Below are 25,748 nucleotides of genomic sequence, written 5' to 3' on the forward strand. Positions count from 1 at the left end.
ATGCGTTTGCGAGCAGTACTCTTCGACATGGACGGCACCTTGCTCGACACGGCGCCGGACTTCATCGCCATTTGCCAGGCCATGCTCGCCGAGCGCGGCCTGCCGGCCGTTGACGACAACCTGATCCGCGGCGTGATCTCTGGCGGCGCGCGCGCCATGGTTGCCGCCACGTTTGCCATGGACCCGGAAACCGAAGGCTTCGAGGCCCTGCGCCTGGAGTTCCTCGAGCGCTACCAACGCGACTGCGCGGTACACAGCAAACTGTTCGATGGCATGGCCGAGCTGCTGGCCGACATCGAAAAAGGCAACCTGCTGTGGGGCGTGGTCACCAACAAGCCGGTACGCTTCGCCGAGCCGATCATGCAGCAACTGGGCCTGGCCGAACGCTCGGCACTGCTGATCTGCCCGGACCACGTGAAAAACAGCAAACCCGACCCCGAACCGCTGATCCTGGCCTGCAAAACCTTGAACCTGGACCCGGCCAGCGTGCTGTTCGTCGGCGACGACCTGCGCGACATCGAGTCTGGCCGCGACGCTGGCACCCGCACGGCGGCGGTGCGCTACGGCTATATTCATCCAGAGGACAACCCGAACAACTGGGGCGCCGACGTGGTGGTGGACCACCCGCTGGAGCTGCGCAAAGTGATCGACAGCGCGCTGTGCGGCTGCTGAACTAGAGACAGGGAATACACAATGTTCGACTACACCGCCCGCCCCGACCTGCTGCAAGGCCGGGTCATTCTGGTGACCGGCGCCGGCCGTGGCATTGGTGCTGCTGCTGCCAAGGCCTATGCCGCACTGGGTGCCACCGTGCTGCTGCTGGGCAAGACCGAGGCCAACCTGAACGAGGTCTACGACCAGATCGAAGCCGCCGGGCACCCACAGCCGGTGGTCATCCCGTTCAACCTGGAAACCGCCCTGCCCCACCAGTACGACGAGCTGGCGGTCATGATCGAAGACCAGTTCGGCCGCCTCGACGGCCTGCTGAACAATGCCTCGATCATCGGCCCGCGCACGCCGCTGGAGCAGCTGTCAGGCGACAACTTCATGCGTGTGATGCACATCAACGTCGATGCCACCTTCATGCTCACCAGCACCTTGCTGCCACTGCTGAAGCTGTCGGAAGACGCCTCGGTGGTGTTCACCAGCAGCAGCGTCGGGCGCAAGGGCCGGGCTTACTGGGGCGCCTACGGCGTGTCGAAGTTCGCCACCGAGGGCCTGATGCAGACTCTGGCCGACGAACTGGAAGGCGTGGCGCCGGTGCGCTCCAACAGCATCAACCCGGGCGCCACGCGTACGGCGATGCGGGCTCAGGCTTACCCCAGCGAGAACCCGCAGAACAACCCGCTGCCGGAAGAGATCATGCCGGTGTATCTGTACCTGATGGGGCCGGACAGCAAAGCAGTCAACGGGCAAGCGCTCAACGCCCAGTAAGGCTTGAGATTGCCGGGGCTGCTGTGCAGCCCATCGCGACGCAAGGCCGCTCCTACAAGGGTACGCGATCTCTTGTAGGAGCGGCCTTGCGTCGCGATGGGCCGCGCAGCGGCCCCAAGGCCCTAACCCGCCGCCAACGCCGGGCGCATACGCCCCTGCTGGCGCCCTTCCAGCTGCATGCACCGTTCCAGGAACAGGTACATGCAGTCGTAACTCTTGCAAATCGCCCTGCGCAACTCGGTACGCAGCCCCAGCGTCGGGTTCTCACCGGCCAAGGTACAGATGATCTCCAGCGCCTCCCACGGGTGCGCATCGTCATACTGGGCGTGCATCTTCAGCCACTTCATCGCCCGCTTGCGCTGGTCTTCCGGGAAGCCTTGCGCGTAAGTATCGGTCGAGCACACCACCGCCGACCACTCGCCGGTCGCGCCTTCGATGGCATAGTTGGTCGCCGCCATGGAAATGGCCAGGTTCTCGGTGGCACACACCCGCCAGCACCAGTCGTTCAGGCCGTTCAGCTCGGGAGGCACTTCCTGCGCCTGCAATTCGTGCAGGTGCACGCCGTGCGCCTGGCACCAGTTCACCCAGTAGTCGGCATGGTTCAACTCGACGCGAATGTTGCGCATCAGCCAACGCCGGGCCATGTCCTCGCCCTGGTGCCGGCCGTAGCGGGTCTTGGTCAGGTTATGCGCCATGTACAGCGAAAACTGCTCCACCACCGGCCAGCCACCGATCAAGTACTGGCGGATGGTCGATTGTTTCAGCTGGCCATCGCGCAGACGCGCATAGAACTCATGCTCCACCACCCGACGCTTGCTCTCGCGGCAGTCTTCAATCAGTTGCTGGGCCCATTGGGGGTAACTGGCAGGGTCCATCAAAGGCCCGATACGTACGAATGCATCAATCACTTTCAGCTCCTTGATCCTTGTGATTTCTAGCTAGCGAAACGTGCCAGGTGCCCGCTGCAACAGAGACCGGGCGGCGATCCGTTGGCGCTGCAGACTGTCACAGGTGAACACCTGGGGGCGTTCGATCAGGTAGCCCTGGGCGTAATCCACGCCAATTTCCTGCAAGGCCTGCTCGATCAAGGGTGTTTCGACGAACTCGGCAATGGTGCGCTTACCCATCACATGGCCGATATGGTTGATGACCTCGACCATGGCCCGGTTGACCGGGTCGTCGAGCATGTCCTTGACGAAACTGCCGTCAATCTTCAGGTAATCCACGGGCAAATGCTTGAGATAGGCGAACGAGGACATGCCAGCGCAGAAATCATCGAGCGAAAAGCGGCAACCCAGCCCCTTCAACTCGTTGATGAAACGGATGGCGCTGCCCAGGTTGGCGATGGCACTGGTTTCGGTAATTTCAAAGCAGATCATTCGCGGCGGGATGGCGTACTCGACGAACAACCGCTGCAGGTATTCGAGAAACTTGTCGTCGCCGATGCTCGACCCCGACAGGTTGATCGCACAGATCGACAACGGCCCTTCGCGCCCTTCGTCCAGGCACTGGCGTATGACCAGAAACACATTGCGCACCACCCAACGGTCAAGCGCGGTCATCAGGCCGTAGCGTTCGGCCGCCGGGATAAAGCTGCTGGGCAGGATGGTACGGCCGCTTTCGTCGTGCAGGCGCAGCAGAATCTCGATGTGCCCCGGGCCTTCGAAGCTTTTCAGCGGGGCGATTTCCTGGGCATACAGGCAGAAGCGGTTTTCTTCCAAAGCCACATGCAAGCGCTGGATCCAGGCCATTTCGCCGAAGCGCATGGACAGTTCGCTGTCATCGGCATGGTACACCTGCACACGGTTGCGCCCCTTCTCCTTGGCCATGTAGCACGCCATGTCGGCAGCGCGCAGCGAAGCCTCCAGCGTGCCCGGGGCCTGGGCCATGTGCACCAGCCCGATGCTGACCGTGGTGACGAACGGCCGCCCTTTCCACACGAAGTGCAGGCTCTGCACCATCTGGCGCAATTGCTCGGCGATGCGCTCGGCCTGATCGGGCGGGCAGTTTTCCAGCAACACGCCAAATTCGTCGCCACCCAGCCGCGCCAAGGTATCGCCTTCGCGCAGGCCGGACTGCAGTACGGCGCAAATGTGCCGCAACAGCTCATCGCCAGCCGCATGGCCGCAAGTGTCGTTGACCAGCTTGAACTGGTCGAGGTCGAGGAACATCAGCGAGTGCCGCCCGGCCTGGCGCGCCAGGCCGTTGAGCGCCTGCTCCAGGCGGTATTCGAACTCGCGGCGGTTGGCCAGCCCAGTCAGCGCATCGTGGGTGGCCTGCCAGGACAGGTTGGCGATGTACTGCCGCTCCTGGGTCATGTCGTGCAGCACCAGTACGATACCGCTGACCTGGCCGTCACTGACGATAGGCGAACCGACCAGGTTGATTGACACGGTGCTGCCGTCCAGCCGCTGAATCAACCTGGCGTGTTCCGCGCCGCCCTTGAGACTGCCACTGAGCACCTGCTCGACCAGGCTGCGACCCTCCTCCTCGGCCTGTTCGTCAACCAGGCTGAACATTGCCGACAGCGGCAGGCCCAGCGCCTGGCTGGCTTGCCAGTGAGTCAATTGCTCGGCGGCCGGGTTCATGTAGCCGATACTGCCCTCCACATCGGTGGTGATCACCGCATCACCGATGGCTTGCAACGTGATCTGCGCCCGCTCTTTTTCTTCCTGCAGGGCGCTGGCAAATGCCTGGCGCTGAGCCAGCAGCTTGCTGGATCGGCGCCAGGCAATGGTAATCAGCACCATTGCCGTCAGCAGGTTAGTGATCAGCAGCACCCGCAGCAACATGCGCGAGCCTTCGCCCAAGGCATCGCTGAACGCTTTGGCCGCAGGCGTGACCCCTTCGTTGATGGTGACGATACGCGCCTTCCAGTCGCTGACCGTGCCGGCATCAACCGGGCCACTGCTCAAGCGCTGGCGCATCTCGCCAGCCAGCACATCCAGCTTGGCCAGGTAATCGTCGCCGACATCCCAGTAGTCGATGGCCGTCTGCATGTAGCTGACGTTGCGGAAATTGCGGTAGAACCAGATGATCCGCTCGACATCGTCAGGGTGGTTGCCCCCTTGCAGCACTGCCTGGCGCGCGGCCTCCAGATCAGGGTTGGGACGGTCGAGCACCTCGCGCAACTGATGGTCGCCCTGAGGTACGGTAATGGCCTGGCGATAACGCTGGTAGGTGCTGTCGTCGCGTGTTTCAGCGTACAGGTTGAGGTAGTAGATGGCGTCTTTCTGCGCCTTGGACCACAGGCTTTCGCCCGCGACATACGCGCGCACGGCCGAGAGCGTATAAAGGCTGAGGCTGCCCAACGCCACCTGGAGGACCACAACGGCGATGAAGGGCCAGGTGATACCGAGCAACTTTGGCGCTTCTAGAGTGCGATGTCCCTTCATGGAGTCCCTGTCACAGAGCAGATAAGGCGCAAATCAACCCAGACAAGCACAGCGTAGGCCATTTGCCATCGTTGTGGAGGGGATTTTTATGACAGGGAATCGGGGGATTTGTACATCCTGAAATTCAGCTCTGCTGCAGGTGCCCATACAGCTTGGCATACAACCCGCCTTCGGCAATCAGCTGCTGGTGGTCGCCATCTTCAGCCACATGCCCACTATCGAACACCAGTACTCGATCAGCCTGCTTCACCGCCGAAAGCCGGTGGGCGATGATCAGCGTGGTGCGGCCGCTGAGGAAGCGCGCCAGGGCCTGATGCAGGTTGTACTCGGTGGCGGCATCCAGGGCCGATGTGGCCTCGTCGAGGATAACCACCTTGGGCTCGGCCAGCACCATGCGGGCAATCGCCAGGCGCTGCCGCTGGCCGCCAGACAAGCGCACCCCAGAACGCCCCAGCACACTGTCCAGGCCCTGGGGCAAGGCAGCGATGGTGGCATCCAGTTGAGCAATGTGCAGCGCCTGCCAGCAGGCATCGTCACTGCAATCACGGCCCATGGTCAGGTTGGCACGCACGCTGTCGTTGAACAGTGACGGGTGCTGCAACACCACCGCGACGTTCTCGCGCAGGGTTTCAAGGCCGATTTCCTGCAAGCTGGCCCCGCCGAAGCGGATGGTTCCGGCCTGGGCGCTGTAAAGGCCCAACAGCAGTTGCACCAGGGTGCTCTTGCCGCCGCCGCTGGCACCGACAATCGCCACCTTCTCGCCTGGGGCAATCGACAGGTCGAGATGCTCCAGCACCGGCTCGTCGGCATAGGCAAAGCGCAGGTCGCGCACTTCGATACCCACGGTCTGGCGACCGGCGAACGGGTCGCTGGCGGCGGGGTACTGCGGCTCGTCGTCACGCGCCAGTAGCTCGTTGAGGCGGCTCAGCGCACCACCGGCGGCGTAATAGGCATATTGCAGGTTGAGCAGTTGCTCCACCGGGCCGATCATGAACCACAGGTAGCTGAACACCGCCAGCATCTGGCCGATCGACAAGTCTGAAAACAACACGGTAAGCATCGCCGCGGCGCGGAAGATGTCGATGCCGAACTGGAACAGCAGGCCACTGGCACGGCCACTGGCGTCGCTTTTCCATTGAGAGTCCACGGCGTAGTCGCGCACCTCACGGGCACGCAAGCCCAACCGGCCAAGGAAATAGCCCTGGCGGTTGCCCGCGCGGATTTCCTGGATGGCATCGAGGGTTTCCGCCAGTGCCTGGGTAAAGCGCGCGGTGCTGTCGTTTTCGAGCTTTTTCAGGTGTTTTACCCGCTTGCCCAACTGCACGGTGAAGTAGATCACCAGCGGGTTGAACAGCAAGATCAGCAAGGCCAGTTGCCAGTGCATCCAGATCAGGATGGCTGCCGTGCCGGTCAGGGTCAGCATGGCCACCAGGAAGCGGCTGAGGGTTTCGCCGACGAACTTGTCGAGGGTGTCCAGGTCGGTGACCAGGTGGGTGGTCACCGTGCCGCTGCCCAGGCTTTCGTATTCCTTCAGCGAAATACGCTTGAGCCGCTCGATCAGGCGAATGCGCAGGCGGTAGACGATATCCTTGGCCAAGCCGGCGAACAGCTTGGCCTGAATCACGTTGAACGCCAGCGCAGCCAGGCGCAGGCACAGGGTGAGTGCCAGCATCAGGCCAATGTAGCCGGCGGCCACCTGCCAGCTGGACGGCAGCAGGTGGTTCATCCACTTCAACGCGGCATCACCATGGCCGAGCAGCACCTCATCCACCAGCAACGGCAGCAGCAGCGGAATGGGCACACTGCAGCATGCCGCCAGCACAGCGATGAGGTTGGCAGACCAGAGGTTTTTCTTGTGATGCAGGGCCAGGCGGCGGATTTCCGCCCAGCTCAGTCGATCGGCCGCACTGTATGGCTTGCCCGGCACCGGGTCGGGTGACCCAGGCACATCAAGCACAGGCAGCCTGCTGCAGCCAACGGCCGAGCAAGGGTTGCAGGCGCTCCAGCGGCTGATAGCCGTTGGTCAGCAAGGCCAGTTGGCCGTTGCGCTCGGCCAACAGGGTCGGGAAGCCGGCGATACCCAGGTCCTGCGCCCAGGCGAAGTCGGCCGCTGTGGCAGCACGGGTGTCGGCACGGGCGAAGGTTTCGGCGAACACGGCACGGTCGAAGCCGGCCTGTTCAGCCAGCTCGACCAGCTGTGGCGCGGTGGTCACATCCATGCCTTGCTCGTAGAACGCACGCTGGATCAGCGCCAGCAGCGGCCAGACGCGCTCGGCGTCCAGCTCACGGGCTGTGACCAGAGCACGGCAGGCCGGCTCGGTGTCGTAGACGAAGCCGTCGGGCATGGCACCCTCGAAGCGGAACGGCTGGCCGGTAGCCTCAGCCACCGCCTGCCAGTGTTCGAGGATGTACTTGCGGGTGGAGCTGTCCAAGGCGCTGCCGCCGGTACGCAGCCCACCCGGCACCAGACGGGTGGCAACGCCTGCCTCACGCGCCTGGGCGATCAGGGCCGCGGCCACTGGCGCGAAACCCCAGCACCAGGAGCACATCGGGTCCATCACATAGATCAGGCGTGCAGACATGCATCAGGCCTCGGCTTTGTAGTTGTAACCGATCGGGTGCGGCAGGTTGCGGGCCTTGGCCAGCTCGATCTGCTTCTGCCGGTCGATGGCACTGCGCCGGGTCTTTTCGCTCAGGGTGTCCCAGCAATGCGGGCAGCTGACACCTGGCGAATAGTGCTCGGACGCACGCTCCTGTGCATTGATCGGGTGGCGGCAGGCGTGGCACTGGTCGTACTCGCCTTCGCTCAGGTCATGGCGCACCGTGACGCGGTTGTCGAAGACGAAGCAGTCGCCGTCCCACAGGCTTTCTTCCTGAGGCACTTCCTCGAAGTATTTCAGGATGCCGCCCTTAAGATGATAGACCGCATCAAAGCCTTCACCGAGCATGTAGCTGGAGGCTTTTTCACAGCGGATGCCACCGGTGCAGAACATGGCCACTTTCTTGTGCTTGCTCGGGTCGAAGTTGGCCTTGATGTACTCCGGGAATTCACGGAAGGTTTCGGTCTTCGGGTCGATGGCGCCCTTGAAAGTACCGATGGCCACTTCGTAGTCGTTACGGGTGTCGATCAGCAGCACTTCCGGGTCGCTGATCAAGGCGTTCCAGTCCTTGGGCTCGACATAGGTGCCGACTGCCTGGTTGGGGTCTACGCCCGGCACGCCGAGGGTGACGATTTCTTTCTTGAGCTTGACCTTGGTGCGGTAGAAGGGCTGTTCGTCGCAGTACGACTCTTTATGGTCGACATCGACCAGGCGCGGATCGTTGCGCAGCCAGGCCAGCAGGCCGTCGATGCCTTCGCGGGTGGCCGACACGGTGCCGTTGATGCCCTCGTGGGCCAGCAGCAGGGTGCCTTTGACGTTGTTGTCGAGCATGGCTTGCAGCAGCGGCTCGCGCAGCTCGATGTAGTCTTCCAGGGTGACGAACTTGTACAGCGCCGCGACGACGATGGCTTGGGACATGAAGCAGATTCTCCAGGTGGTTGCCCTCGTAAGGGGCGGACCGGATTGACAAATAAAAACGCGCCGACAAGCGGCGCGTTGCGAATTCTACCAGAACGACAAAAAGGTTTCAGTGCCCGCCGCCCGCACACACCGGCGAGGCCGGTGCAACGCCGACCTTGGCCCACTCTTCGGCGGTGTAGGTGTGGATAGCCAGGGCGTGGATCTCACCCATCAGCTCACCCATGGTGGCATAGACCTTCTGGTGGCGCTTGACGCTGTTCAACCCGGCAAACTGCTCGCTGACGATCACTGCTTTGTAGTGGGTCTCCTGACCACGACTGTGCATGTGGCTTTCGTTGAGCACTTGCAGGTGTTGCGGCGCCAGCGTGGCCAGCTGCTGTTCGATACGCTGTTGCATGGTCATTGCGGCGTACTCACTTCTTCGCAGGGGCGGCGGCCTTGCCTGCGTTCGGGTCCAGTTCCTTGGTCATGTCTTCCAGCAGCTTGTTCACCACCGGCACTGCTGGTTCCAGGCTCTGTTGGGTCAGCTGCGCCGACTGCTGGGTAACCTTGGGCATTTCACGCAGCACTTTCTTGCCCAGTGGCGATTCATAGAACTTGACCAGGTCCTTGAGCTCCTGCTCGGTGAAGGTCTGGGTGTACAGGTCGACCATCTTCGGCTTCAGCTTGTTCCAGCCGATGGCGTTGTCCAGTGCCGCGTTGGCCTTGGCCTGGTAGCTTTCCAGTACCGGCTGTTTGGCGGCCGGGGCCTTGGTCTGGGCGAAACGCTGGGCGAACATTTGCTGTACTTGCATGTACACCGGGGTGCCCAGCTTGTCGGCGTTGGCCAGGGTCAGGAATTTCTCGGCAGCAGCGTTGTGGCTGGCGGTGGCAGCGAGTACCTGGCCGCTGGCGCAAACCAGGGCAACGGCGGCACAAAGGACACGGAGACGGGTCATTGCATTTCCTTCAAAGAGACGGAGGCGGGTACCTCAGAGTAGAGCATTCTGCGCCGTGGTGGCGATGTGCTCAAGTGGCACGACGAGCGACGGAACCGCTCGGTCGAATCAGGGCCTAAACTGCGATTTCGAACTACACAGGAGTGAGTACAGAATGAGCCGTATCGAGACAGACAGCCTGGGCCCGGTCGAAGTTCCGGAGGACGCCTACTGGGGTGCGCAGACCCAGCGTTCGCTGATCAACTTCGCCATTGGCAAGGAACGCATGCCCCTCGCGGTGCTGCACGCCCTGGCACTGATCAAGAAGGCCGCGGCGCGCGTCAACGACCGCAATGGCGACTTGCCGGCCGACATCGCCCGGTTGATCGAACAGGCCGCCGATGAAGTGCTGGATGGCAAGCACGATGACCAGTTCCCGCTCGTCGTCTGGCAAACGGGCAGCGGCACCCAGAGCAACATGAACGTCAACGAGGTTATTGCCGGGCGCGCCAACGAGCTGGCCGGCAAAGGCCGTGGCGGCAAGGCGCCAGTACACCCCAACGACCACGTCAACCGCTCGCAAAGCTCCAACGACTGCTTCCCCACGGCCATGCACATTGCTGCTGCGCAGGCAGTGCATGAACAGCTGCTGCCAGCGATCGCCGAGCTGTCGTCAGGGCTGGCCGAGTTGTCGGCGCGCCACAACAAGCTGGTGAAAACCGGCCGCACGCACATGATGGACGCCACACCGATCACCTTCGGCCAGGAGGTTTCGGCCTTCGTCGCGCAACTCGACTACGCCCAGCGCGCCATCCGCGCCACCCTGCCGGCGGTGTGTGAACTGGCCCAGGGCGGTACCGCCGTGGGTACCGGGCTCAACGCCCCGCATGGTTTTGCCGAAGCCATCGCTGCCGAGTTGGCGGCGGAGTCCGGGCTGCCATTCGTCACCGCGCCCAACAAGTTTGCCGCCCTCGCTGGCCACGAACCGCTGACCAGCCTGGCCGGGGCCCTGAAGACCCTGGCTGTAGCCCTGATGAAAATCGCCAACGACCTGCGCCTGCTGGGCTCTGGCCCGCGCGCGGGACTGGCCGAGGTGCGCCTGCCGGCCAACGAGCCGGGCAGTTCGATCATGCCGGGCAAGGTCAACCCGACCCAGTGCGAGGCACTGTCGATGCTGGCCTGCCAGGTGCTGGGCAATGACGCGGCGATTGGTTTTGCCGCCAGCCAGGGGCATTTGCAGTTGAACGTATTCAAGCCGGTAATCATTCATAACCTGCTGCAATCGGTCGAATTGCTGGCCGATGGTTGCCGCAATTTCCAGCTGCATTGCGTGGCGGGTATCGAACCGGATGCCCAGCAGATGGCTGCGCACCTGGAACGCGGGTTGATGCTGGTGACCGCGCTCAACCCGCACATTGGCTATGACAAGGCAGCGGAAATTGCCAAGAAGGCTTACAGCGAAGGCAAGACCTTGAGGGAGGCGGCATTGGAGTTGAAGTATCTGACCAATGAGCAGTTCGACCAGTGGGTGCGGCCAGAGAACATGCTGGCCCCAGGGGGGCATGGCTAACTCGGCCAGCCGCTCATTACCCGGGCATTGTGGGAGCGCGTAGGCTTAATGAACCTGGGCCAATCGCGCTTTGCGGGCCCGCCACCCGGCCACCAGCGATGGCCCCAGCGCCACCACCGCCGAGCCGAACACCACGGTTACCGCTCCCACATAGCCCAGGGCATTGATGTCCTCGGCATGTACGTACGCTGGCCAAATCACCGCCGCCAGCGCCACCGCGACAAAGGTCACCAGCGGCGTCAGCGCCAGGGTGGCACTCACTCGCGACGCCTCCCAGTGCGCCAGCGCTTCGGCAAACGCGCCATAGGCCACCAGGGTATTCAGGCAACAGGCCAGCAGCAGCCAACCTTGCACTGGGGTCAGTTGCAGCGCTTCCAGCGGGTGCACCCAAGGCGTGAGCAGCGCGGCGCAACTGAGGTAGATCACCATCATTACCTGTTGCGAATGCCATACGGTCAGCAATTGCTTCTGGCTCAGGGCGTAGAACACCCAGATGCTGGTGGCCAGCAGGATAGTCAGCACCCCGGTGGTGTAGGTGCCCAGCGACGTCAGCAGTTCTTCCAGGCGCTGGTTGAAAAACAGCCCAAAACCCGCCAGCAGAATCAGCAGGCCCACGCCCTGCCCCAGGCTGAAGCGCTCGCGGAACACGAATACGCTGGCCACCAGTAACAGCACCGGGCCGATTTGCACCACCAGTTGCGCGGTGCCGGGGCTGAGCAGCTTGAGACCGATCAGGTACAGCACGTAGTTACCCATCAAGCCAAGCACGGCCAGCACCACCAGGCCTTTGCCCTTGGGCGTAAGTTTGCGCACGGACGGCAAGCGCCGCTGAGCCGCCAGCCAGGCGAACAGCAGGCCGCCGGAGACCGACAAGCGATACCAGGTGACGGTGATCGGGTCGACCACTTGCAGCACCTGCTTGAGCTTGATCGGCAAGATACCCCAGAGCAGCGCCGTCAGAAGCGCCAGGAACAGCCCATAGCCCCAGCGGCCGGAAGTGGTGTGCATAAAATCCTCGATCAAACCCGTGGTGGGGGTGATTGGATTCTACGGACTTGGAGGGCCGTGGCGGGAAAGCGTGCCGAGAAAAGAATTCATCAGGTCATTCTTCGGCGGCATGGCTTGGTAAATGTGATGCCTGTTCTGGCCTCTTCGCGGGTAAACACGCGAAGAGGCCAGAACAGGCAACCAGGAACTTCGATTATTTCTTGTCCTTGGCAAACGCCGCTTCCAGCGCCTGGTTGATGGTGCGCAACACCTTCACCCGCGCCCAGCGCTTGTCATTGGCCTCCACCAGCGTCCACGGTGCAATCTCGCTGCTGGTGCGGTCGACCATGTCGCCCACTGCCTGGGTGTACTCGCCCCACTTGTCACGGTTGCGCCAGTCCTCCTCGGTGATCTTGTAGCGTTTGAATGGGATCTGCTCGCGCTCTTCGAAGCGCTCCAGCTGGGTTTGCTGGTCAATCGCCAGCCAGAACTTGACCACCACCACGCCGGCGTTCACCAACTGCTCTTCAAAGTCGTTGATCTCGCTGTACGCGCGCATCCAGTCGGCCGGGCTGCAAAAGCCTTCCACCCGCTCCACCAGCACCCGGCCATACCAGGAACGGTCGAAGATGGTGAACTTGCCACGCGCCGGTATATGCCGCCAGAACCGCCAAAGGTACGGCTGGGCGCGCTCTTCTTCGGTGGGTGCGGCAATCGGCACGATGCGGTACTGGCGCGGGTCCAGCGCAGCCGCCACGCGGCGGATGGCACCGCCCTTGCCGGCGGCGTCGTTGCCTTCGAACACCGCCACCAGCGCATGCCGGCGCATATGCTTGTCACGCAGCAGGCCTGCCAGGCGGGCCTGTTCGGTGACCAGCTGTTCCTGGTAGTCGGCCTTGTCCAGGCGCAAGGTCATGTCCAGGGCGCCAAGCAGGCTGCGGTCGTCGATGCTGCGGCCAAGCGGGGCCACGTTGCCCTGGTGCTTGCCCTTGGGGTTGTTGGCCAGGGCGGCTTGCAGGCTTTCCAGCAGGATGCGCCCCACCGCCAGGCTGCGATAATTCGGGTCGACCCCTTCGACGATATGCCACGGGGCATAGTCGCGGCTGGTGCGGCGCAGCACGCGCTCGCCAAAGCGCACGAACCGGTCGTAGGTTTCTGACTGCTGCCAGTCCAGCGGGCTGATCTTCCAGCTGTGCAGCGGGTCGTCCTTGAGCGATTTCAGCCGTGCCTTCATCTGCTTCTTGGACAGGTGGAACCAGAACTTGATGATCAGCGCACCTTCGTCACACAGCATCTGCTCCAGGCGCTCGGCGCCCATGATGGCCTGATCGAGCACGGCGTCCTTGAACACCCCATGCACCCGCCCCTGCAGCATCTGGCTGTACCAGTTGCCGAAGAACACGCCCATCCGCCCCTTCGGTGGCAAGGCCCGCCAGTAACGCCAGGCGGGTGGCCGGGCCAGTTCCTCGTCGGTCTGCTGGTCGAACGTGAGCACATCGATCATGCGCGGGTCCATCCACTCGTTGAGCAGTTTTACCGTCTCACCCTTGCCGGCGCCTTCGATGCCGTTGATCAGCACGATCACCGGGAAACGCGCCTGCTGCTTGAGTTCGTACTGGGCTTCGAGCAGGGCCTCGCGCAAAGCGGGCACCTCGGCGTCGTAAGCCTCCTTGTCGATGCTGTGGCCGATTTCGGCAGATTCGAACATGCACTGGCTCCTTCAATGGATAACCAAGACTAGCGGATTTCATTTCTGCCTGTACTGGCCTGTTCGAGAATGAACGCGCTCCCACAGCTGACCCGGATGACATAAAATCTCGCCATCCGCTGCAACCGAGCCAACCATGTCCACCCTCCTCCAGCACGCCCAGATCGACTGGGACGACCAGGGCCGCCCCCACTCGCGGCAATACGACGACGTCTATTTCGCGGTCAACGAAGGCATTGAAGAAACCAAGCACGTGTTCCTCGGCCAGACCCGCCTGGCCGAGCGCTTTGCCAACCTGGCGCCGCATACCTGCGGGGTGATCGGCGAAACCGGTTTTGGCACCGGGATGAATTTTTTCTGCGCCTGGCAGCTGTTCGACCAGCACGCTCACCGCGACGCGCGCCTGCACTTCGTCAGCGTCGAAAAGTACCCCCTTGGCCACGCTGACATGGCCCGCGCCGTAAGCCTGTGGCCTGAGCTAGCTGCCTATACCGAGCCGCTGCTGGAGCAATACGTGGCGGTACACCCAGGTTTTCAGCAGTTCACCTTCGCCAATGGCCGGGTCACCCTCACGCTGTTGATCGGCGATGTGCTGGAACAGCTGCCGCAACTCGATGCACAGATCGATGTGTGGTTCCTCGATGGCTTCGCCCCTGCCAAGAACCCCGACATGTGGACCCCAGAGCTGTTCGCGCAGCTGGCGCGGCTATCGCACCCGGGCACAGTGCTGGGCACGTTCACCACCACCGGCTGGGTACGCCGCAGCCTGGTCGAAGCTGGCTTCGCCATGAAGAAGGTGCCAGGCATCGGCAAGAAGTGGGAGGTGATGAGCGGCGCCTACGTCGGCCCCGTCCCCGGCCCCAAAGCCCCCTGGTACGCACGCCCAGCGGTTGCACAAGGGCCGCGCGAAGCGCTGGTGATCGGTGCCGGGCTCGCCGGCAGCACAACCGCTGCCAGCCTGGCCCGGCGTGGCTGGCAGGTCACTGTGCTGGAGCGCCACGAAGCCCCGGCCCAGGAAGCTTCGGGCAACCCGCAAGGGGTGTTGTACCTCAAGCTGTCTGCCCATGGCACCGCGCTGTCGCAGATGATTCTGTCCGGGTTCGGCTACACGCGGCGCCAGCTCCAGCGCTTGCAACGTGGCCAGGACTGGGATGCCTGCGGCGTGCTGCAGTTGGCCTTCGACGCCAAGGAGGCCGAACGCCAGGGCAAACTGGCCGCCGCCTTCGACCACGACTTGCTGCACGCGCTGGAGCGCGCCGAGGCCGAAGCCATCGCCGGGGTGGCCTTGCCAGCCGGTGGGTTGTTCTACCCCGAAGGGGGTTGGGTGCACCCGCCGGCGCTGTGCCAGCAGCAGTTGCAGCACCCAGGTATTCGCCTGCTGACCCACCAGGACGTCATCGAGCTGCGCAACATTGGTCAACACTGGCAAGCCTGGGCTGGCGATCGCCTGCTGGCCAGCGCACCGGTGGTGGTCCTGGCCGGCGCTGCCGATGTGCGCCGTTTCGAGCCTTGCGCGCAGTTGCCGCTCAAGCGCATCCGTGGGCAGATCACCCGCTTGCCGGCCACCGCCAGCAGCCGGGCGCTGCGTACCGTGGTGTGCGCGGAAGGCTATGTGGCACCACCGCGCGGGGATGAACATACCCTGGGCGCGAGTTTTGATTTCCACAGCGAAGACCTTGCGCCGACGGTGGCCGAACACCAGGGCAACCTGGCGCTGCTGGACGAGATTTCCGTCGACCTGGCGCAGCGGCTGGGCGTGGCTGAACTGGACGCTGAACAGTTGCAGGGGCGTGCAGCGTTCCGTTGCACCAGCCCGGATTACCTGCCAATCGTCGGGCCGCTGGCCGACAGCCAGGCGTTTGCCGAGGCCTATGCGGTGCTGGGCCGGGATGCGCGGCAGGTGCCGGATGTGGCCTGCCCATGGCTGGGCGGGTTGTACGTGAACAGTGGGCATGGCTCGCGCGGGTTGATCACAGCGCCGTTGAGTGGCGAGCTGGTGGCGGCCTGGGTGTGCGGGGAACCGTTGCCGTTGCCCCGCGCGGTGGCAGAAGCTTGTCATCCGAACCGGTTCGCCTTGCGTAGGTTGATTCGGGGCAAGTGATAGCTCTCGGGGCGTAGTGCGCCCCCAGGACTCAACGTCATATAACAGATTGTTCTAAAACTCTCGCAAAGTACACAGGTCAGTTCCTGAAGGTGCCCTAATCCGGGGCACCACCTCCCCAACGGAAAAACCGGTAAGGACTTATGTGCGGATTAGCAGGAGAGTTGCGTTTCACCCCTATCGACCAAGCCCCTCGCCCAGCCGACCTGGCTGCGGTAGAGCGCATCACCCATCACCTGGCGCCACGCGGCCCGGATGCGTGGGGCTTCCATAGCCAAGGCCCGATTGCCCTTGGCCACCGGCGCCTGAAAATCATGGACTTGTCCGATGGCTCGGCGCAGCCGATGGTCGACAACACCCTGGGCTTGTCACTGGCTTTCAACGGTGCCATCTACAACTTCCCCGAACTGCGCCAGGAACTGCAAGACCTGGGCTACAGCTTCTGGTCCGACGGCGATACCGAGGTGCTGCTCAAGGGCTACCACGCCTGGGGCGCGGCACTGCTGCCCAAGCTCAACGGCATGTTTGCCCTGGCCATCTGGGAGCGCGATAACCAGCGCCTGTTCCTGGCCCGCGACCGCCTCGGCGTGAAGCCCTTGTACCTGTCGCGCAACGGCGAGCGCCTGCGCTTTGCCTCTACCCTGCCGGCGCTGCTCAAGGGCGGCGACATCGACCCGATGCTCGACCCGGTGGCGCTCAACCACTACCTGAACTTCCACGCCGTGGTGCCAGCACCGCGCACCCTGCTGGCCAACGTGCAAAAGCTGGAACCCGGCACCTGGATGCGCATTGACCGGCATGGCGAAGTAGAGCGCCAGACCTGGTGGCAACTGCAATACGGCGCCAACCCGGACGAGCGCGATCTCGACCTGGAAGGCTGGACCACCCGCGTGCTCGACGCCACCCGTGACGCCGTGGCCATTCGCCAACGGGCTGCCGTCGACGTGGGTGTGTTGCTGTCCGGCGGGGTCGATTCCAGCCTGCTGGTGGGCCTGTTGCGCGAAGTGGGCGTGGACGACCTGTCGACCTTCTCCATCGGCTTCGAGGACGCCGGCGGCGAGCGCGGCGACGAGTTCCAGTATTCCGACCTGATCGCCAAGCACTACGGCACCCGCCATCACCAACTGCGCATTGCCGAACACGAAATCATCGACCAGTTGCCGGCCGCGTTCCGCGCCATGAGCGAGCCGATGGTCAGCCACGACTGCATCGCCTTCTACCTGCTGTCGCGGGAAGTGGCCAAGCACTGCAAAGGCGTGCAGAGCGGCCAGGGCGCGGACGAACTGTTCGCCGGTTACCACTGGTACCCGCAGGTGGCCGGCGCCGAGGATGCCTTTGCCGCCTACCGCGACGCCTTCTTCGACCGCAGCCATGCCGAGTACCGCGATACCGTACAGGCCCCTTGGCTGTTGGAAACCGACGCCGCCGGTGACTTCGTGCGCGAGCACTTCGCCCGCCCCGGCGCACGGGACGCGGTGGACAAGGCCTTGCGCCTGGACAGCACGGTGATGCTGGTCGACGACCCGGTCAAACGGGTGGACAACATGACCATGGCCTGGGGCCTCGAAGCACGCACGCCATTCCTCGACTACCGCCTGGTGGAACTGTCGGCACGCATCCCGGCGCGCTTCAAGCTGCCCGACGGCGGCAAGCAGGTGCTCAAGCAGGCAGCACGGCGGGTGATCCCGCACGAGGTAATCGACCGCAAAAAGGGCTACTTCCCGGTGCCGGGCCTGAAACACCTGGAAGGTGCCACCCTGGGCTGGGTGCGTGAGCTGCTGACCGACCCCAGCCAGGACCGTGGGCTGTTCAACCCGGCCATGCTCGACCGCCTGCTGAGCAACCCCCATGGCCAGCTGACACCGCTGCGCGGCTCCAAGCTGTGGCAGCTGGCGGCGCTGAACCTGTGGCTGAGCGAACAAGGAATCTGACCGATGAAAGCCCATGAAATCGCTTACGGGCAGCGCCTGCTGCGCGGCCAGGCGCCGTCCTATGAGCGCCTGCAGGCGCGCCTGGCCGGCGACGGCAGCCAGCCCCACGACCAGCCGCGAGCCGTGCACTGCGGCTGGGGCCGGCTGCTGATCGGCCACACCTACCCCGACCCGGTTTCGCTGGCCGAGGACTTGCTCGACGAATGCCCCGGCGAGCGCGATATCGCCCTGTACGTGGCCGCGCCCCAGCAATTGCTGGCCCAGGCCCCACAGCAGTTGTTCCTGGACCCGTCCGACACCTTGCGCCTGTGGTTCACCGACTACCGCCCGGCGCAGCGGGTGTTCCGCGGCTTCCGCGTGCGCCGGGCGCAGAACCCCGCCGACTGGCAGGCGATCAACACCCTGTACCAGGCACGCAGCATGCTGCCGGTGGACGCCGAACTACTGACCCCTCGGCACCTGGGCGGCCCGGTGTACTGGCTGGCCGAAGACGAAGACAGCGGCGCTGTGATCGGCAGCGTCATGGGCCTGAACCACGCCAAGGCGTTCGATGACCCTGAGCATGGCAGCAGCCTGTGGTGCCTGGCCGTGGACCCGCACTGCACCCGCCCAGGCGTGGGTGAGGTGCTGGTGCGCCACCTGATCGAGCACTTCATGAGCCGGGGCCTGGCCTACCTCGACCTGTCGGTGCTGCACGACAACCGCCAGGCCAAGCGCCTGTACCAGAAGCTGGGCTTTCGCAACCTGCCCACCTTTGCGGTCAAGCGCAAAAATGGCATCAACGAGCAGTTGTTCCTCGGGCCCGGGCCGCAAGCCGACCTTAACCCCTATGCCCGCATCATCGTCGACGAGGCGTTGCGCCGGGGCATCGAAGTACAGGTGGATGACGCCGCTGGCGGCCTGTTCACGCTGAGCCTGGGTGGGCGGCGCATTCGCTGCCGTGAATCGCTCAGCGACCTGACCAGTGCCGTGACCATGACCCTGTGCCAAGACAAGCGCCTGACCCAGCACGCCCTGCACAACGCTGGGCTGCAGGTGCCGGCGCAGCAACTGGCGGGCAATGCCGACGACAACCTGGCGTTTCTCGACGAGCATGGCGCAGTCGTGGTCAAGCCGGTCGACGGTGAGCAAGGCCAGGGCGTGGCGGTGAACCTGACCTGCATCGACGACATCACCCGCGCCGTGGCGCACGCCCGCCAGTTCGACAGCCGCGTGTTGCTGGAAAGCTTCCATGCCGGCTTCGACCTGCGCATCGTGGTGATCGGCTACGAAGTGGTGGCCGCCGCCATCCGTCACCCGGCGCAGGTGCTGGGCGATGGCAAGCACAGTGTGCGCCAGTTGATCGAGGCCCAGAGCCGCCGGCGCCAGGCCGCCACCAGTGGCGAAAGCCGCATCCCGCTGGACGACGAAACCGAGCGCACCTTGCGCGCGGCGGGCTTGGGCTATGACGACGTGCTGCCTGCCGGCCAGCGTCTGGCCGTGCGGCGCACCGCCAATCTGCACACCGGCGGCACCCTGGAAGACGTCACCGAGCGCCTGCACCCGGTACTGGCCGACGCTGCTGTGCGCGCTGCTCGGGCGCTGGAAATTCCGGTGGTGGGGCTGGACTTCATGGTGCGTGACGCCGGGCAGCCGGAGTACGTGATCATCGAGGCCAACGAACGTGCCGGCCTGGCCAACCATGAACCGCAGCCAACGGCCGAGCGCTTTATCGACTTGCTGTTTCCGCATAGCCGACCTTTGGCCTGACAACTGCTCGGCGTTTTGTAGGAGCGGCCTTGTGTCGCGAAAGGGCCGCAAAGCGGCCCCAGCAATCTAAGCAGCGAAGCTGAAATCCTGGGGGCGCTTCGCACCCCTTTCGCGACACAAGGCCGCTCCTACAAAGACCGCGCCACAGCCTGGAATATCAACCCGACCGGAGGCCTGGACATGTCCGAACGACTCCCCGAACCCGATCTCGACTACCTCAAACGTGTGCTCCTGGAAATGCTCGCCATCCCCAGCCCCACCGGGTTCACCGATACCATCGTGCGCTACGTTGCCGAACGCCTGGACGAACTGGGCATCCCCTTCGAGCTGACCCGCCGTGGCACCATCCGCGCCACCCTCAAGGGCCGGCAAACTTCACCCGACCGGGCCGTGTCCGCCCACCTCGACACCATCGGCGCCAGTGTGCGCCAGCTGCAGGACAACGGCCGCCTGGCCCTGGCGCCAGTGGGTTGCTGGTCCAGCCGCTTCGCCGAAGGCAGTCGCGTCAGCGTGTTCACCGATACCGGGGTGTTCCGCGGCAGCGTTCTGCCGCTGATGGCCAGCGGGCATGCCTTCAACACCGCCATCGACCAGATGCCTATCAGCTGGGATCATGTGGAAGTACGCCTGGACGCCTACTGCGCCACCCGCGCCGACTGCGAGGCACTGGGCGTGAGCATCGGTGACTTCGTGGCCTTCGACCCTTTGCCCGAGTTCACCGAAAGCGGCCACATCAGCGCCCGCCATCTGGACGACAAGGCTGGCGTAGCCGCATTGCTGGCAGCATTGAAGGCCGTGGTGGAAAGCGGCCGGCAACCTTTGATCGATTGCCACCCGCTGTTCACCATCACCGAAGAAACCGGCTCAGGGGCAGCCGGTGCCCTGCCTTGGGACGTCAGCGAGTTCGTCGGCATCGACATCGCCCCGGTGGCGCCCGGGCAGGCGTCCAGCGAGCATGCCGTGAGCGTGGCCATGCAGGACTCGTCGGGGCCTTACGACTACCACCTGTCCCGGCACCTGCTGAAACTGGCCGGCGACCACGACTTGCCCGTGCGGCGTGACCTGTTCCGCTATTACTTCAGCGACGCCCATTCGGCCGTGACGGCGGGGCACGATATTCGCACTGCGCTGGTGGCGTTTGGCTGCGATGCCACCCATGGGTACGAGCGTACCCATATCGACAGCCTGGCAGCGCTGAGCCGGTTGTTGTCGGCGTACCTGTTGAGCCCACCGGTGTTCGCCAGCGATTCGCAACCGGCCAATGCGTCGCTTGAACGCTTCAGCCATCAGCTGGAGCATGATGCGCAGATGGAGAGCGATACGCGGGTGCCGACGGTGGATAGCCTGGTTGGCAATAAAGGCTGAAGGCCCTGGGGCTGTTATGCAGCCCCAAAACTCGAATGTTTCGCGTAGCATGGCCACACCTACTTCAGACACCACCCACCATGCTGATCCCCTACGAGCAACTGCAAGCCGAAACCCTGACCCGCCTGATCGAGGACTTCGTCACCCGCGACGGCACCGACAACGGCGACGACACCCCGCTGGAAACCCGTGTGCTGCGGGTGCGCCAGGCCCTGGCCAAAGGCCAGGCGTTCATCCTGTTCGACCCGGAAAGCCAGCAGTGCCAGTTGCTGGCCAAGCACGATGTGCCCCGTGAGCTGCTCGACTAGCAGCTCTTGCCTTGTTTGGCCTCCTGGATGCGCTTGTATACCTCGGCCCGATGCACCGGGACCTCGCGCGGCGCATCCACGCCAAAGCGCACCACCCCCTCACGGGTTTCCACCACCCTGATGCGAATATCATCGCCAATCACGATGGTCTCACCCACTTCGCGTCCTATTACCAGCATGGTCCGGTCCTCCACCGAAAGGGAAAACCGGAGCCTGCCGTGTCGGCATTCCCCTACTCAATAGCTCTGCAGTGAATCAGAAGAACCCTACTCCGCCAGGTAAAATCTCCTACAGATTATTCATCGCGCCTGGGCCTTGGTGCGCATTTTCACCGCCATTTCCGCCATCTCGTCATACAGCCGCTCGGGGGCCTGGCGCTTCAATTGCCAGGCTTGGCGCCCTGCTTCGTGGGGCAGTATCAGAAACTCACCCGCGGCGACCTGCTGATGGATGTAATCGGCAATGTCCGCCGCGCTGATCGGCGAGCCTTCCAACAGCTTGCCAACCTGCGCCTTCATCGCCGGGTTCGGCCCACGGAACGAGTCCAGCAGGTTGGTCTGGAAGAACGACGGGCACACCACATGCACGGCCACTTCCAGCTGGCGCAGCTCCACCAGCAGGCTCTCTGAGAGTGCCAGCACGCCGGCCTTGGCTACGTTGTAGTTGCTCATGCCCGGGCCCTGCATCAACGCGGCCATCGAGGCGACGTTGATGATGCGCCCCTTGCTGCGCTCCAGCAGCGGCAGGAACGCCTTGCAGCCCTTGACCACGCCCATCAGGTTGACCGCGATCTGCCAGTCCCAGTCCTCAAGAGACAGCTCGGCGAAGAATCCGCCCGAAGCGACCCCGGCGTTGTTGACGATCACGTCGATGCCGCCGAACTGCTCGGTGCAGGCCTGGGCCAGTGCGGTGAGCTGGCTGTAGTCGCGTACGTCGCAACGCTGGACAAACCCTTCGCCGCCGGCTTCGCGCACCCGCTCCAGGGTTCCGCGCAGGCCGCTTTCGTTGACATCGGCCAGCGCCAGGCGCCAGCCCTCGCGCGCCCAGCGCAGGGCGATCTCGCGACCGAGGCCGGACCCGGCGCCGGTGATCATGATGCGGTTTTGCATGGTGGCTGGCCTTGTTTCAAGTGGTTGTGCCACGAGTCTAATCAAGGCCGAGTAGGCAGGCAGGGTTCATCAGGGTAGTGAATGGCCGGGCATGACCATGCGGTCAGTCCCGGCCCAGCCAGCGACAGGGCCAGTGCAGGCAGCACACAGATGGAATCTTTCATAAGCGGCACCGGTCCGAACATACAAGAGGCCAGCAGTCCGAGGCCCTTGACCCTCAACCACGCAAGGATTCTGTCATGACCACGATTCTGATCATCATCCTGATCCTCCTGCTGATTGGTGGCTTACCGGTCTTCCCGCACTCGCGCAGTTGGGGTTATGGCCCGTCGGGCATCGTTGGTGTGGTGCTGGTGATTCTGCTGGTGTTGTTGTTGCTTGGCATGATTTGACGCCACACCTGGCGCAGGACCAAAACGACAACGCCCCGATTGACGGGGCGTTGTGTTCAAGCAAGAAGCGTTTTTTTAGTGGGACACCGCCCCACTGGCACCCAGGCCCGTCTGCGAACGCACGAACTGCGGGTAGAACAGCGCACGCTCGTCATCAGCAGCCTTGGACTTGTCGGTGACCGAGAAGAACCAGATGCTGACGAAGGCAATGGCCATCGAGAACAGCGCCGGGTACTCGTACGGGTAGATTGGCTTCTCGTGGCCAAGGATCTGCACCCAGATGGTCGGGCCGAGGATCATCAGCGTCACCGCACTCACCAGGCCCAGCCAGCCGCCGATCATGGCGCCGCGGGTGGTCAGTTTCTTCCAGTACATCGAAAGCAACAGTACCGGGAAGTTGCAGCTGGCGGCGATGGAGAAGGCCAGGCCTACCATGAAGGCGATGTTCTGCTTCTCGAACAGGATGCCCAGGCCGATCGCCAGCACGCCCAGCGCGACGGTGGTGATCTTCGACACGCGGATCTCGTCCTTGTCGTTGGCCTTGCCCTTGCGCCAGACGCTGGCGTACAGGTCATGGGACACCGCCGAGGCACCGGCCAGGGTCAGGCCGGCAACCACCGCCAGGATGGTGGCGAAAGCCACCGCCGAGATGAAGCCGAGGAACACGCTGCCACCTACCGCATTGGCCAGGTGCACCGCTGCCATGTTGTTGCCACCCAACAGTGCGCCGGCGGCGTCTTTGAAGTCCGGGTTGGTGCTGACCAGCAGGATCGCGCCAAAGCCGATGATGAAGGTGAGGATGTAGAAGTAGCCGATGAAGCCGGTGGCGTACAGCACGCTCTTGCGCGCTTCCTTGGCATCGCTGACGGTGAAGAAGCGCATCAGGATATGCGGCAGGCCAGCGGTACCGAACATCAGAGCCAGGCCCAGCGAGAACGCCGAGATCGGGTCTTTGACCAGGCCGCCGGGGCTCATGATCGCCTCGCCCTTGGCATGCACCTTGATGGCTTCGGAGAACAGCGTGTTGAAGTCGAAGCCCACGTGCTTCATCACCATCAGCGCCATGAAGCTGGCACCGGACAGCAACAGCACAGCTTTGATGATCTGTACCCAGGTGGTGGCCAGCATGCCGCCGAACAGCACGTACAGGCACATCAGGATACCGACCAGGATGACCGCCACGTGGTAGTCCAGGCCGAACAGCAGCTCGATCAGCTTGCCGGCACCCACCATTTGCGCGATCAGGTAGAAGGCCACCACCACCAGCGAACCGGAGGCCGACAGGGTGCGGATTTCCTTCTGCCCGAGGCGGTACGAGGCCACGTCGGCAAAGGTGTACTTGCCCAGGTTGCGCAGGCGTTCGGCAATCAGGAAGAGGATGATTGGCCAGCCGACCAGGAAACCGATCGAGTAGATCAAGCCGTCGTAGCCAGAGGTGAACACCAACGCGGAAATACCCAGGAACGAGGCCGCCGACATGTAGTCGCCAGCAATCGCCAGGCCGTTCTGGAAGCCGGTGATCTTGCCGCCGGCCGCGTAGTAGTCCGCTGCCGACTTGTTGCGTTTGGAGGCCCAGTAAGTGATGCCGAGGGTGAAGGCGACGAAGGCCACGAACATGGCGATGGCGGAAACGTTCAGCGGTTGTTTCTGCACCTCGCCGGTCAGGGCATCGGCGGCCCACACGGCGGGTGCGAAGGCTCCGCAGGCCAGTACGGCCAGGGCTTTGGCGTGGCGAATCATTGTTGCGCCTCCTTCAGGATTTCCTTGTTCAGCTCATCGAATTCGCCGTTGGCGCGGCGTACGTAGATGGCGGTCAGGACGAATGCCGAAACGATCAGGCCGACGCCCAGGGGAATGCCCCAGGTAATCGACGACTCAGGGCTGAGCTTGGCGCCCAGTATGTGAGGACCGTAGGCGATCAGGAGGATGAAGGCGCAGTACAGGCCGAGCATGATCGCCGAGAGCACCCAGGCGAACCGTTCGCGTTTGGTAACCAGCTCCTTGAAACGGGGGCTGTTTTGTATCGAGAGGTAAATGCTGTCGTTCATTGTTTTTGTCCTAGCAGCACAGATAGGGGATGGAACCCACGCCCTTACTTTATGCGGCTGTTGAACGCCAACCAGACGACCTTAGTCTTAGATGCAACGGTGTTTTACCGATTGCGTAACAAAGTGGCGGCCCTTTCGCGGGTAAACCCGCTCCCACAGGGATCACACAGGCGTTGAAACCTGCGCAGTACCTGTGGGAGCGGGTTTACCCGCGAAGAAGCAAAATTGGCAGTAACGGGTTGTTACTTGCCAGTCCACTCCTTCACACGATCAGGGTGCTTGGCCACCCAATCCTTGGCCGCGGCTTCAGGCTTGGCACCTTCCTGAATCGCCAGCATCACCTCGCCAATCTCGTCCTTGGACTGCCAGTTGAACTTCTTCAGGAACTCCGCCACTTCCGGAGCCTTGGTCGCCAGTTCCTTGCTGCCGATGCTGTTCACGGTTTCCGCCGCGCCATACACACCTTTCGGGTCTTCGAGGAACTTCAGCTTCCACTTGGCGAACATCCAGTGCGGAACCCAACCGGTCACCGCAATCGACTGCTGCTTGGCGTAGGCACGGCCCAGTTCCGCAGTCATCGCGGCGCCCGAGCTGGCCTGCAGCTTGTAGCCGGTCAGGTCGTAGTCCTTGATCGCCTGGTCGGTTTTCAGCATCACACCGGAGCCTGCGTCAATGCCGACGATCTTCTGCTTGAAGCTGCTATCGGTCTTGAGGTCGGCGATGCTCACCGCCTTGACGTACTCGGGGACGATCAGGCCGATCTTGGCATCCTTGAAGTTCGGGCCGTAGTCGACCACGTTGTCCTTGTTCTTGGTCCAGTACTCGCCATGGGTCACCGGCAGCCAGGCCGACAACATGGCATCGAGTTTACCGGTTGCCACGCCCTGCCACATGATCCCCGTGGCCACGGCCTGCAACTTCACGTCGTAGCCGAGCTTTTGCTTGATCACTTCGGCGGCCACGTTGGTGGTCGCCACGCTGTCGGCCCAACCATCCACGTAACCTATGCTTACTTCTTTAGCCATTGCCTGTGCAGCGCTCATGGCCATTACCAGGGCGGTGCCCACACCCAGGAAACGTCGCATTTTTTTCAAAGTCGCCATCAAAGCATCCCCTCGTCAGGTCTTGGAGATTGCATCATCTTCCTGCAACACAGGTCGACCTGATCCAGCTGCGACCTGCACCCGCCCCATATGCGACAGCACTGTGCCAT

23 protein-coding genes are annotated in these 25,748 nt (G+C 63.3%); 9 read left to right on the forward strand and 14 right to left on the reverse strand.

What is annotated here, in order from left to right; translation table 11 throughout:
- On the forward strand, nucleotides 1–672 hold the full coding sequence (gene mupP, locus Q9451_RS23835; RefSeq protein WP_012271033.1) for an N-acetylmuramic acid 6-phosphate phosphatase MupP: 672 nt from the start codon (nucleotides 1–3) through the stop codon (nucleotides 670–672).
- A gap of 21 nt (nucleotides 673–693) precedes the next feature.
- Entirely contained in the window at nucleotides 694–1,434 is a 741-nt protein-coding gene (locus tag Q9451_RS23840; RefSeq protein ID WP_012271032.1) for a YciK family oxidoreductase, read from the forward strand.
- 122 nt (nucleotides 1,435–1,556) lie between these two features.
- Here the strand turns inward: Q9451_RS23840 and Q9451_RS23845 are convergent, their stop codons facing one another.
- The 7 genes from Q9451_RS23845 to Q9451_RS23875 all read right to left on the reverse strand — a co-directional run bounded on the left by Q9451_RS23845 (nucleotide 1,557) and on the right by Q9451_RS23875 (nucleotide 9,288).
- Entirely contained in the window at nucleotides 1,557–2,342 is a 786-nt protein-coding gene (locus Q9451_RS23845; protein ID WP_012271031.1) for an iron-containing redox enzyme family protein, read from the reverse strand.
- 30 nt (nucleotides 2,343–2,372) lie between these two features.
- Nucleotides 2,373–4,829 (reverse strand): EAL domain-containing protein, encoded by a 2,457-nt coding sequence (locus tag Q9451_RS23850; RefSeq protein ID WP_012271030.1) that lies wholly within the window; start codon nucleotides 4,827–4,829, stop codon nucleotides 2,373–2,375.
- Between the two features lie 124 nt (nucleotides 4,830–4,953).
- Nucleotides 4,954–6,786: an ABC transporter ATP-binding protein gene (locus Q9451_RS23855; RefSeq protein WP_012271029.1), complete on the reverse strand. Its 1,833-nt coding sequence runs from the start codon at nucleotides 6,784–6,786 to the stop codon at nucleotides 4,954–4,956.
- Entirely contained in the window at nucleotides 6,779–7,411 is a 633-nt protein-coding gene (locus Q9451_RS23860) for a DsbA family protein (RefSeq protein WP_012271028.1), read from the reverse strand. The genes Q9451_RS23855 and Q9451_RS23860 overlap by 8 nt, the downstream gene beginning before the upstream one ends.
- A 3-nt stretch (nucleotides 7,412–7,414) precedes the next feature.
- Nucleotides 7,415–8,347 (reverse strand): rhodanese-related sulfurtransferase, encoded by a 933-nt coding sequence (locus tag Q9451_RS23865; protein WP_012271027.1) that lies wholly within the window; start codon nucleotides 8,345–8,347, stop codon nucleotides 7,415–7,417.
- A 109-nt stretch (nucleotides 8,348–8,456) separates the two neighbouring features.
- Complete coding sequence (locus Q9451_RS23870; protein WP_012271026.1) at nucleotides 8,457–8,753, reverse strand: BolA family protein; 297 nt, start codon at nucleotides 8,751–8,753, stop codon at nucleotides 8,457–8,459.
- A 10-nt stretch (nucleotides 8,754–8,763) separates the two neighbouring features.
- On the reverse strand, nucleotides 8,764–9,288 hold the full coding sequence (locus Q9451_RS23875) for a DUF2059 domain-containing protein (RefSeq protein ID WP_003252642.1): 525 nt from the start codon (nucleotides 9,286–9,288) through the stop codon (nucleotides 8,764–8,766).
- Between the two features lie 154 nt (nucleotides 9,289–9,442).
- Here Q9451_RS23875 and Q9451_RS23880 point away from each other — a divergent pair, with 154 nt between their 5' ends.
- Nucleotides 9,443–10,837, forward strand: a complete 1,395-nt coding sequence (locus Q9451_RS23880) for a class II fumarate hydratase (protein WP_012271025.1) — start codon at nucleotides 9,443–9,445, stop codon at nucleotides 10,835–10,837.
- Nucleotides 10,838–10,882: 45 nt separating this feature from the next.
- Here Q9451_RS23880 and Q9451_RS23885 read toward each other — a convergent pair whose 3' ends face one another.
- A complete protein-coding gene (locus Q9451_RS23885; RefSeq protein ID WP_012271024.1) occupies nucleotides 10,883–11,845 on the reverse strand; it encodes a DMT family transporter in 963 nt (320 codons plus the stop codon).
- Between the two features lie 193 nt (nucleotides 11,846–12,038).
- Entirely contained in the window at nucleotides 12,039–13,532 is a 1,494-nt protein-coding gene (pap, locus tag Q9451_RS23890; RefSeq protein ID WP_012271023.1) for a polyphosphate:AMP phosphotransferase, read from the reverse strand.
- A gap of 136 nt (nucleotides 13,533–13,668) precedes the next feature.
- On the opposite strand from pap, the gene mnmC reads away from it, so the two are divergent.
- The 5 genes from mnmC (at nucleotide 13,669) to Q9451_RS23915 (ending at nucleotide 20,986) form a co-directional block, all read left to right on the forward strand.
- Nucleotides 13,669–15,633: a bifunctional tRNA (5-methylaminomethyl-2-thiouridine)(34)-methyltransferase MnmD/FAD-dependent 5-carboxymethylaminomethyl-2-thiouridine(34) oxidoreductase MnmC gene (gene mnmC, locus Q9451_RS23895; protein ID WP_012271022.1), complete on the forward strand. Its 1,965-nt coding sequence runs from the start codon at nucleotides 13,669–13,671 to the stop codon at nucleotides 15,631–15,633.
- A 143-nt stretch (nucleotides 15,634–15,776) separates the two neighbouring features.
- Nucleotides 15,777–17,564, forward strand: coding sequence for an N-acetylglutaminylglutamine amidotransferase (locus tag Q9451_RS23900; RefSeq protein WP_012271021.1), 1,788 nt, complete (start codon nucleotides 15,777–15,779; stop codon nucleotides 17,562–17,564).
- A gap of 3 nt (nucleotides 17,565–17,567) precedes the next feature.
- Complete coding sequence (gene ngg / locus Q9451_RS23905; RefSeq protein WP_012271020.1) at nucleotides 17,568–19,313, forward strand: N-acetylglutaminylglutamine synthetase; 1,746 nt, start codon at nucleotides 17,568–17,570, stop codon at nucleotides 19,311–19,313.
- Between the two features lie 180 nt (nucleotides 19,314–19,493).
- Entirely contained in the window at nucleotides 19,494–20,678 is a 1,185-nt protein-coding gene (locus tag Q9451_RS23910; protein WP_012271019.1) for an osmoprotectant NAGGN system M42 family peptidase, read from the forward strand.
- Between the two features lie 80 nt (nucleotides 20,679–20,758).
- Nucleotides 20,759–20,986: a YheU family protein gene (locus Q9451_RS23915; protein WP_009682864.1), complete on the forward strand. Its 228-nt coding sequence runs from the start codon at nucleotides 20,759–20,761 to the stop codon at nucleotides 20,984–20,986.
- Here Q9451_RS23915 and csrA read toward each other — a convergent pair.
- Both csrA and Q9451_RS23925 read right to left on the reverse strand, forming a co-directional pair.
- Nucleotides 20,983–21,165 carry a carbon storage regulator CsrA gene (gene csrA, locus Q9451_RS23920; RefSeq protein ID WP_012271018.1) on the reverse strand — a complete coding sequence of 61 codons (183 nt, stop codon included), beginning with the start codon at nucleotides 21,163–21,165 and terminating at the stop codon, nucleotides 20,983–20,985. The two genes, Q9451_RS23915 and csrA, sit on opposite strands and share 4 nt — an antisense overlap.
- Before the next feature lie 120 nt (nucleotides 21,166–21,285).
- Entirely contained in the window at nucleotides 21,286–22,095 is an 810-nt protein-coding gene (locus tag Q9451_RS23925) for an SDR family oxidoreductase (protein WP_012271017.1), read from the reverse strand.
- Between the two features lie 239 nt (nucleotides 22,096–22,334).
- On the opposite strand from Q9451_RS23925, the gene Q9451_RS23930 reads away from it, so the two are divergent.
- Nucleotides 22,335–22,487 carry a DUF3309 family protein gene (locus Q9451_RS23930; protein WP_012271016.1) on the forward strand — a complete coding sequence of 51 codons (153 nt, stop codon included), beginning with the start codon at nucleotides 22,335–22,337 and terminating at the stop codon, nucleotides 22,485–22,487.
- A gap of 75 nt (nucleotides 22,488–22,562) precedes the next feature.
- Here the strand turns inward: Q9451_RS23930 and Q9451_RS23935 are convergent, their stop codons facing one another.
- The 3 genes from Q9451_RS23935 to Q9451_RS23945 form a co-directional block, all read right to left on the reverse strand.
- Nucleotides 22,563–24,227 (reverse strand): cation acetate symporter, encoded by a 1,665-nt coding sequence (locus Q9451_RS23935; protein WP_012271015.1) that lies wholly within the window; start codon nucleotides 24,225–24,227, stop codon nucleotides 22,563–22,565.
- Entirely contained in the window at nucleotides 24,224–24,535 is a 312-nt protein-coding gene (locus tag Q9451_RS23940) for a DUF485 domain-containing protein (protein WP_012271014.1), read from the reverse strand. The genes Q9451_RS23935 and Q9451_RS23940 overlap by 4 nt, the downstream gene beginning before the upstream one ends.
- A gap of 242 nt (nucleotides 24,536–24,777) precedes the next feature.
- Nucleotides 24,778–25,638, reverse strand: coding sequence for a glycine betaine ABC transporter substrate-binding protein (locus tag Q9451_RS23945; RefSeq protein WP_012271013.1), 861 nt, complete (start codon nucleotides 25,636–25,638; stop codon nucleotides 24,778–24,780).
- Between the last annotated feature and the right edge of the window lie 110 nt (nucleotides 25,639–25,748).

This window comes from Pseudomonas sp. NY8896 (genome assembly GCF_039634505.1).

Bases quoted from the DNA above. Each gene is read 5' to 3' on its own strand.
- Q9451_RS23850 (WP_012271030.1), bottom strand. From the start codon at position 4,829: ATGAAGGGACATCGCACTCTAGAAGCGCCAAAGTTGCTCGGTATCACC.
- Q9451_RS23940 (WP_012271014.1), bottom strand. From the start codon at position 24,535: ATGAACGACAGCATTTACCTCTCGATACAAAACAGCCCCCGTTTCAAG.
- Q9451_RS23885 (WP_012271024.1), bottom strand. From the start codon at position 11,845: ATGCACACCACTTCCGGCCGCTGGGGCTATGGGCTGTTCCTGGCGCTT.
- Q9451_RS23865 (WP_012271027.1), bottom strand. From the start codon at position 8,347: ATGTCCCAAGCCATCGTCGTCGCGGCGCTGTACAAGTTCGTCACCCTG.
- Q9451_RS23915 (WP_009682864.1), top strand. From the start codon at position 20,759: ATGCTGATCCCCTACGAGCAACTGCAAGCCGAAACCCTGACCCGCCTG.
- Q9451_RS23860 (WP_012271028.1), bottom strand. From the start codon at position 7,411: ATGTCTGCACGCCTGATCTATGTGATGGACCCGATGTGCTCCTGGTGC.
- ngg (WP_012271020.1), top strand. From the start codon at position 17,568: ATGAAAGCCCATGAAATCGCTTACGGGCAGCGCCTGCTGCGCGGCCAG.
- Q9451_RS23925 (WP_012271017.1), bottom strand. From the start codon at position 22,095: ATGCAAAACCGCATCATGATCACCGGCGCCGGGTCCGGCCTCGGTCGC.
- Q9451_RS23900 (WP_012271021.1), top strand. From the start codon at position 15,777: ATGTGCGGATTAGCAGGAGAGTTGCGTTTCACCCCTATCGACCAAGCC.
- Q9451_RS23875 (WP_003252642.1), bottom strand. From the start codon at position 9,288: ATGACCCGTCTCCGTGTCCTTTGTGCCGCCGTTGCCCTGGTTTGCGCC.
- csrA (WP_012271018.1), bottom strand. From the start codon at position 21,165: ATGCTGGTAATAGGACGCGAAGTGGGTGAGACCATCGTGATTGGCGAT.
- Q9451_RS23930 (WP_012271016.1), top strand. From the start codon at position 22,335: ATGACCACGATTCTGATCATCATCCTGATCCTCCTGCTGATTGGTGGC.
- Q9451_RS23880 (WP_012271025.1), top strand. From the start codon at position 9,443: ATGAGCCGTATCGAGACAGACAGCCTGGGCCCGGTCGAAGTTCCGGAG.
- Q9451_RS23840 (WP_012271032.1), top strand. From the start codon at position 694: ATGTTCGACTACACCGCCCGCCCCGACCTGCTGCAAGGCCGGGTCATT.
- Q9451_RS23910 (WP_012271019.1), top strand. From the start codon at position 19,494: ATGTCCGAACGACTCCCCGAACCCGATCTCGACTACCTCAAACGTGTG.
- pap (WP_012271023.1), bottom strand. From the start codon at position 13,532: ATGTTCGAATCTGCCGAAATCGGCCACAGCATCGACAAGGAGGCTTAC.
- mnmC (WP_012271022.1), top strand. From the start codon at position 13,669: ATGTCCACCCTCCTCCAGCACGCCCAGATCGACTGGGACGACCAGGGC.
- mupP (WP_012271033.1), top strand. From the start codon at position 1: ATGCGTTTGCGAGCAGTACTCTTCGACATGGACGGCACCTTGCTCGAC.
- Q9451_RS23935 (WP_012271015.1), bottom strand. From the start codon at position 24,227: ATGATTCGCCACGCCAAAGCCCTGGCCGTACTGGCCTGCGGAGCCTTC.
- Q9451_RS23870 (WP_012271026.1), bottom strand. From the start codon at position 8,753: ATGACCATGCAACAGCGTATCGAACAGCAGCTGGCCACGCTGGCGCCG.
- Q9451_RS23945 (WP_012271013.1), bottom strand. From the start codon at position 25,638: ATGGCGACTTTGAAAAAAATGCGACGTTTCCTGGGTGTGGGCACCGCC.